The sequence below is a fragment of the Thiobacillus sp. genome, from assembly GCA_024235835.1.
Classification (GTDB): Bacteria; Pseudomonadota; Gammaproteobacteria; order Burkholderiales; family Thiobacillaceae; genus PFJX01.
Genome location: JACKLQ010000004.1, coordinates 172,931 through 180,852 on the forward strand (window position 1 = coordinate 172,931; position 7,922 = coordinate 180,852).

A 7,922-nucleotide genomic window follows, 5' to 3' on the forward strand; every position below is an offset into this window, starting at 1 on the left:
GCACGAAAAATCGTCACTAGATCATGATTATTAACAATAAATTGGTTTCGATCTCCGGTGTGATATCCGCTGCGCCAAGGTAACCCCACTCTTTTCCGGGCGCAAAATAATCGGTAGGCTCACGGCCTGGCGGAGCCGACCAGTCGCTAACTCCGGTGACTGGACAAACCTCCATCGGGAGCCCCATGCGCGGTCTGTTGTTCTCTGAATCCTATCGACCAATATTCTCAGGGCATGAAACTTTCGCCTTGCGTCAGCTCTGGCTTAAGAAGGCAGTTGACCTCGCGGTGGGTGCCACGCTGCAGACTACCGACTACGACAGAAAGTCGAAGTCTCGCGTCAAGAACGTCTTCAGCGAGGAGTTTTCGATCGTCGCACTTGGCGTCGGAAAGAACATGGTTGCATCCATGCGGCATTGGGCGGCGGCCTGCGATGTCTTGAATGAGGTAGACGGCATTCCGGCCCCCACGAACTTCGGATCCTCAATCTTCGGTTCCGAAGGTATCGATCCCTACAGCGAGCACCCGACCACCTTGTGGCTGGTTCACTGGAAATTGGCCGGCGGATGGGCTTTGCGCCCAAACCGGACGCATCGCAGCACGACATGGTTCTGGGTATTCAACTACATTCACGAACAGAGTTTCTCCTCGCAAGATTTACTCAGATCGCTCGGCGAGTACGCAGAGGAACGTAGTGGCCGCCTATCGCCTGCGACGCTGAAGCGCGATGTGGAAGTCTGCTTGCGAAGCTATATCGACCGATCCGAGACAGGCACCGTCGATGACTTTGCGGACTCGATGCTTGGCGAACTCGGGCTTCTGACCGTTCAGGCGCGAGACGAGTACGCGCTGCGTCGCGGCCCCAAGGCCACTTTGTCTACCGGGGCCTTCCTCTATGCCCTCATTGAGTTCTGGCAGGCGTTTGCTCCAACGACAAGCACTCTCTCCTTCGAGACTATCGCCTATGAGATCGGTTCGCCGGGGCGCGTCTTTAAGCTCGATGAAGACTCGGTCGCAGCGCATCTGATCAATCTCGAGGCCTTCACACGGTCAAAGTATCAGTGGTCAGACTCCGCCGGACTGAGACAGGTCATCTGCAAGAAGCCGATTGATTTGCAGGAGGCTCTGGAGTTGGCCTATGCCTAAGCAGAAGTCCGCGACTCTCAGGGCCACCAGAGACAGAACGTCCACCGTTGCTCGTGCCTCAAAGGCAACACCGGTTGACAAGGCCGACTTGCCTGTGCCAATGCTCAGTGACGTCGTCAGGCTGACCCGACAGTTTCAACGTGCGGTGCGGTTAGATACCGACTTCGGCACGGCAGAAGCTCTGCTGGGGTACATCTGCCAGGGAACGGCTCGCAATGTCCTCGGCGCGACGGCTCGCCACATCGTCCATTCGACACAGCGCGCGTTCACCTGGACTGGCCCTTTTGGCGGGGGCAAGAGTTCACTTGCGGTTGCTCTGTGTAGCCTCGTTGCACCCAACAAAACGGTACGGCAGGCTGCGTTCGAGGTGCTCTCTCTGACGCCGAATGACGGGTCGGACGTTTCCATTGCGTTCTCCGCGACCAAGGACGGCTGGCTAATCCTGCCGGTTGTCGGCTTCCGCGGCGGCGTGGTCGATGCCATCTCCGAGTGTCTCGACGACCGTGCCAGCACATCGATCGTTAGGAGAACCAAGTCCGGGTCCCGGCAGCGGACTGCGCTCCTGCTCAAGACGCTTGCGGAGCTCGCGGAGGGGCAATCAGGCAACGGCATCCTGCTGGTCATCGACGAGCTCGGCAAGTTCCTGGAGGCTGCGGCCATCGAAGGTGACGACATTTACTTCTATCAGGAGCTCGCCGACCTGGCCGGGCGATGCATCGGGAAGCTGGTTGTTGTCGGCATCCTCCATCAGTCCTTCGAGCAGTACGCGCATCGCCTCGGCACGGAACTGCGCGACGAGTGGCGGAAAGTACAGGGCCGCTACATCGACATACCATTGGTCGCCGCCTCCGACGAGGTCGTGGAACTGACCGGTCGGGCTATCGAGTCCGCGCATCCTCATGCTGATTCACTGACAATCTCTAAACAGGTCGCGCAGTCAATCCGGCACCGTAGGCCCGGCCTCAACGCAAGCTTTGCCGAGCGACTGGATCGGTGCTGGCCTCTTCATCCGGTCACAGCGGCGCTTCTGGGTCCCGTTTCCAAACGCCGTTTCGGCCAGAACGAGCGAAGTACTTTCGGGTTCCTGTCGTCGGCTGAGGCCCTAAGTTTCAGAGAGTTCCTGCAGGCGACACCCGCCTCCTCAACACGCCTGTATACGCCGGCGGCGTACTGGGACTACCTGCAGACGAACTTAGAGCCGAGCATCCTCGCCTCTCCAGATAGCCACCGCTGGTCTCAGAGCGTAGAAGCCGTCGAGCGCACGGAGCAGCGTGAAAAGGACCACGACCTTCACGTGCAGTTGGTGAAGACCATCGCGCTCATCGATCTGTTCCGCAATGGTTCCGGCTTGGTGGCTGATGAGGCGGTGCTGGGTGCATGCGTGACGGACGCCAACGGCGCACTGCTCCCGGCCGCGCAGGTCAGTGCACTGCTGCAGGATCTGCGTCGTTGGGCGGTCGTGACCTTCAAGCGACACCTGGGTTCGTGGGCCATCTCGGAAGGCAGCGATTTCGATATTGATGCGGCCTTGACGCAGGCGCTAAGCTCCATCGACGAACCGGATCTAGCTCAGCTAGGCAAGCTGGTGCGCCTGCAACCAGTACTTGCGAAGCGTCACTACTGCGAGACAGGAACTCTGCGGTGGATGTTGCCCTTCATGATCCACGCCAATCGTTTCCTGGACGGCGTGGCACAGGCGCATGCCGTGTGCGGAGAGCCTGGCCGCAGCCGGGGACAAAGCAGTGCCTTTGGCGCATTCCTGGTGGTTCTGCCCGCCCGGGGTCAAACGCTGCGCCAAGCAGCGAATGCGGTCCGCAAGAGCATGTGGCGACCGGAGAAGGCTCGTCCCATCCTTGTCGGCGTTCCGCGGAACGGCGAGACCATTCGAGAACTCGGCCGCGAACTCATGGCGTACGACCATATCCGTCGCTCGCGATCGGAGCTCGAGAACGACGCAGTAGCGAGGCGCGAACTCGACGCGCGCACGGCAGACGTCAAGTTGCGGCTGGAAGAAGAGCTGCGTGATGCTCTACTGAACATCCAATGGATCGACCTATCTCCGTACAGTGAGGATTCAAAAAAGAGCACAGAGGCGAACTTGGGTACCCTGTCTCAGCTGGCGTCCAAATTTGCGGACGAGGTGTTCGATAGCACGCCGCATGTGTTCAGCGAGCTAATCAATCGCGACGCCCCTTCCTCGAACAGCATCAAGGCGCGCAAGGATCTTCTTTACGCCATGCTGCGTCATGGCGACAAGGACAGGCTCGGGCTGAAGGGTTACCCTGCGGAGGCGGGCCTCTACTACAACCTGCTACGTGCTAGCGGACTGCATCGTGAGGTCGCCGATTCCAGTTTGTCCGATGGATCGAAGCGATGGACCTTTGCGGCACCTGCTTCCAACCCGAAGGATGCGACACGCGCATCTACTTTCCTGCCCTTGTGGAATGCGGCGACAGACCTCGTTCTGAATGGCTCCAGGTTTGTGCCGGTGTCTGAACTGTATCAGCTGTGGCAGGCTCCGCCGTATGGTGTGCGGGCAGGCATTCTGCCGGTACTGTGGCTCGCCTTCGCATTAGCAAATCAGCAGCATCTCGCGCTATATAAGGATGGCATTTTTGTTCCCCAACTGCGAGAGGTTGATGTCGACGAGGCGATCCAGGATCCCAGTCGGTTCTCGCTACGCCACGTCCAGATGGATAAGAACAAGGGGGCTATTCTCAAGGGGGTTGCCGACCACCTGCGGCTACTCGGACACGGCGATACGTCGGAGACTTTGGAAGCGGCGCGTGGCCTGGTCTCTCTCGTCTTCGATTTGCCGCTTTGGACTCGCCGAACCCAGCTCCTGCAACCGCAGACTCTTGCCGTCAGAGATACGCTGGCGCATGCAAGCGATCCATACAAGGTGCTATTTGTGGATCTGCCAATTCTCTTCAAAGGAATGTCTCTGCCCGAGTATTTGGAAGGGCTCGGGGTGGCGCTTCAGGAGATGCAGTCTGCGTATGGGGCTACTTTACAAAGGGTAATGGAGCGTACCCTAGAGGCGCTTGATGCCTCTGATGCCACAGAAGCTGACTATGAGGCTCTCAGAGTGCGGGCAAGGAACGTCAAAGGCATCTCCGGTGACCTACGTCTCGAAGCCTTTGCCACACGGCTTTCGACCCTGAGCACTGACCTCGAGTCGATCGAGGGCCTTCTAAGCCTTGCAGTGAATAAACCACCGCGCGAGTGGACCGATCTGGAAATTGACGCCGCGATCATTCAGCTCGCGCAGCTAGCACTGCAGTTCAGGCGCGTCGAGGTTGTGAGTGGGGTTCAATCGCGTCTGCCCACGCGAAGCGCGTTTGCTGTTGTGTTCGGGACCGGCCACGAGGGAAAGACAGTCTCGGAGACCTTTGACGTATCCCCTGCGGAGGACGACCGGATTCAGCAACTGGTCGACGTGATGCTACGACAATTCAAGGATATCAAACGGGAGGTGCTCCTCGCGGCGTTGGCTCAAACGGGCGCGAAGCTCGTGGAACATGCAAACTGGAAATCAAGAAACTAGATAATGGATGCCATGTTGCCAGTGGACTCCGAGCGCGCATCGACCAGCCAGTCCTCTGGCACATTGCATCGGCACGTGCTTGGACTGTCTGGTGGTAAGGACAGTGCTGCGCTTGCCGTGTACATGCGCCTGCATCATCCAGAACTCGACCTCGAGTACTTCTTCACTGACACGGGCAAGGAGCTCCCAGAGGTCTACGAGTTTCTGGGCCGCCTGGAGGGGTTCCTGGGCAAGACAATTAAGCGGCTGAACCCTGATCGCACATTCGATTTCTGGCTTCGCGAGTACGGTCACTACCTGCCGTCGGCGAAGACGCGGTGGTGCACCAGACAGTTGAAGCTACTGCCCTTCAAGCAGTGGGTGCGCCCGGCGTTGGCAGCAGGCCACAAGATCACGAGCTATGTCGCCATCAGAGCGGACGAGGACCACCGGCAGGGGTTCGCGCCGACACAGGATGGCCTGAAGATCGTCTACCCGTTCCGCGAGGCGCGAATCGACAAGCAGGGCGTCCTGGAATTGCTCTCCTCCTCTGGGCTTGGATTACCGAAGTACTACGAGTGGCGATCACGCAGTGGGTGCACCTTTTGTTTCTTTCAGCAGAAGATCGAGTGGGTCAATCTTCGCCGCACACACCCCGAGGCCTTCGAGGAAGCCAAGCGCTACGAGAAGAGCGCGCTGGAGCATGGATCTCCTTTCACGTGGTCGTACGGCGAGTCACTATCGGATCTCGAGCGTCCGGAACGCATTGCACAGATTGAGGGAGACTTTGCCGCGCGTCGACTTCGAGAACAGAGTCGGAAGCCCGTGAATCCGTTGCGCCCGATCCGATTTGCGGAACCAACTGACATAGATGACCTGTTCAATGAGGACGAGGGAGGCGGAGCGTGCCTTGTTTGCCATAAGTAGGCACAGGTCGAAGCCAGCCTAGAAGGAGAAGAAGAGTGGCAGGAGGATTTCGAATCGCAGCGCGCGCGCTGCGCCAGATGGGCGCGGAACTCATTACGTCTGATGACGTGGCCTTGAATGAACTGATCAAGAACGCATTCGACGCTAGGTCGCCGCGGGTCAAAGTCGAGATTCAGTCGTTCGCGGATCTGGACGCACTAGCGCTGCTGGAAGAGCAGATTCGAGACAAGAAGGTGACGCGGCAGGAGGCAATCGAAAGGGTCGAAAGGGCTATTGCTCCAGATCTGCCGGCCGCAAAGCGATCAGAATTGATAGAGCGGTTTCACACTTTTCTTGAACATCGCGCTGAATTAGCGGACAACCTCCGCAAGTTTCGAGCAGAGCAATCTCTGAAGGTGTCAGACGAAGGCATTGGAATGAGTTCTGGTGACCTGTTCGACCGCTTTCTCGTCATTGGCACTCCGGGGAAACTGCTCGCGAAACGCGCTGCAGGTCCAAACGAATTACCAATCCTAGGAGAGAAGGGGATTGGTCGCCTCTCGATGATGCGGCTGGGAAATGTTGCCACCGTCCGGTCGACGCAGAAAGGTAATGACCGCTGGAACACCATTCACTTCCAGTGGGACCTCTTTGATGATCCAAGACTTTTCCTCGACAACATCGAAATCAAAGTAGAGGATGCCGGCGCCGCCGAAGTCTCCCGGCAAGGAACTGAAATCGAAATCAAAGAGCTTTCCGGAAACTGGACACAAGAAAAGGTACAACTGTTCATACAGCGGTATATGCGGAGGTTGCAGAACCCGTTCTCCAGGAGTGCCCTTCCATATCCCGTTGACATCGTTCTCAACGGGAAACGTCAGGCGATCGCTGCGTTGCCAGCTTGGCTGGAGGGTACTGCGCAGTTCAAAGCAGAGATTATTTTTGATCCGAATGGAATTGACAGCACCAAGCAAATCCTGAGGAGAAGTCTTCAGTGGCGAAACTCAACGTCGCCAGAGACCAGATCTTGGGACATGAACGATTTGACACAGCAGTTGGGATTGCCGGCAGAGACCTTCGTTCGACTTGGTCGATTCACTGCCACCTGCTTGTGGTTCAACCGGCAAATGTTGTCCGGAACTGTTGAGAAGTCGCTAACCGAGATCAGAGCAGAGTTGGACCAGTGGTGCGGTGGCTTTGCGCTCTACAGGGACAATTTCCGCGTGGGTAAGACGGGGGGAATGGAGGATGATTGGCTTGAGTGGGACAGTGGTGCGCTTCGGGCAAAAGGCTTCACTCTGAATCGATTTCAGACGATTGGTGGCGTGAACATATCCTCCACAGCCAACCCCCATCTGGTTGACTCAGCAAACCGGGAACGGCTTGTTGCGTGTCCTGAACAGAACCTTCTGAAGAGTCTCTTGGGGGAGATCATCGTTGCAGACCTTCGCAGTCACATTAATGACGTTCGCGAAGCGGAGGCGAAGATCGCGCTCGCCGAGGAGTCCACAACCGAGTCACTGAAGAAATCCGAAGAGACGCTAAAGAAAACAATTCGGGCGGTCGAGCAGATCGGCAAGCAGCTACCCAGGGAAGAGCGCCAAAAGATCGTCGAAATTCGCGAGGCGCTTCAGGGACAGGTCGAGTACGTAAAGACGATCAAGAACTCACTCAACATGGCCAGGGAGACAAAGGTCGAGCTACTTGAACTGGCCGGGATCGGTCTTGTAGTAGAGATCGTCATCCACGAGCTCGCTCGCTTGACTCAGCATACTGGAGAACTTCTTGCCGACCTTCAGAAAAAAGAGGGTAGGGGCGACGTCGTGAAGATCGTTGATAGTCTTCGATCCCAGATCGTCGCTACAAACAAGAGGATTCGTACCGTTGATGCGATGAGCCCATCCGGAAGGCATCGGAAGGAGTTCTATGACGCGGTTGCGCAGACGAAGACTGTCGCTGCGGGCTTTGGAAATCGCTTCAAGCGCCATGCCATCGGCATTGAGATTATGCTGGATGGTGGGCAGGCTGACCAGGCGCTCAATGTGCACATGGTCAGAGGATTGATCGCGCAGACGCTCGAGAACCTGCTGACCAACTCGGTCCACTGGCTGCAGCAGGGCATAAAGGACGGTGAGAGCGAGCGGCGCATTCTGATTGAGATTGACTCCAAGGCATTGACGATCAGTGTTACGGACAATGGCCCGGGCGTTGACCCAAAATATGCGAAGGAAATTTTTAAGCCGTACTACACCACGAGAAGAAAAGGTAAGGGTCTAGGTCTGTATATCGCTTCTGAACTTGTCGATTATCACGGGGGGCGCTTGTACATGGATCCCCACGCGGAT

General features: G+C 57.3%; 4 protein-coding genes. All 4 read left to right on the plus strand.

Translation table 11 applies throughout. The annotated features are described in order from the left end of the window. Positions 1 to 185: 185 nt before the first annotated feature. Entirely contained in the window at positions 186 to 1,145 is a 960-nt protein-coding gene (locus H6935_16420) for a DUF4007 family protein (GenBank protein MCP5279918.1), read from the plus strand. Continuing rightward, positions 1,138 to 4,692: an ATP-binding protein gene (locus H6935_16425; protein MCP5279919.1), complete on the plus strand. Its 3,555-nt coding sequence runs from the start codon at positions 1,138 to 1,140 to the stop codon at positions 4,690 to 4,692. Before H6935_16420 ends, H6935_16425 begins: the two co-directional genes overlap by 8 nt. A 12-nt stretch (positions 4,693 to 4,704) precedes the next feature. Continuing rightward, on the plus strand, positions 4,705 to 5,598 hold the full coding sequence (locus H6935_16430; protein MCP5279920.1) for a phosphoadenosine phosphosulfate reductase family protein: 894 nt from the start codon (positions 4,705 to 4,707) through the stop codon (positions 5,596 to 5,598). A 35-nt stretch (positions 5,599 to 5,633) separates the two neighbouring features. Then, on the plus strand, positions 5,634 to 7,922 hold a 2,289-nt coding region (locus H6935_16435; GenBank protein MCP5279921.1), incomplete at its 3' end, for an ATP-binding protein.

Excerpts from the sequence above, each read along its gene's own strand:
- H6935_16430 (MCP5279920.1), top strand. The coding sequence starts at position 4,705 with ATGTTGCCAGTGGACTCCGAGCGCGCATCGACCAGCCAGTCCTCTGGC.
- H6935_16425 (MCP5279919.1), top strand. The coding sequence starts at position 1,138 with ATGCCTAAGCAGAAGTCCGCGACTCTCAGGGCCACCAGAGACAGAACG.
- H6935_16420 (MCP5279918.1), top strand. The coding sequence starts at position 186 with ATGCGCGGTCTGTTGTTCTCTGAATCCTATCGACCAATATTCTCAGGG.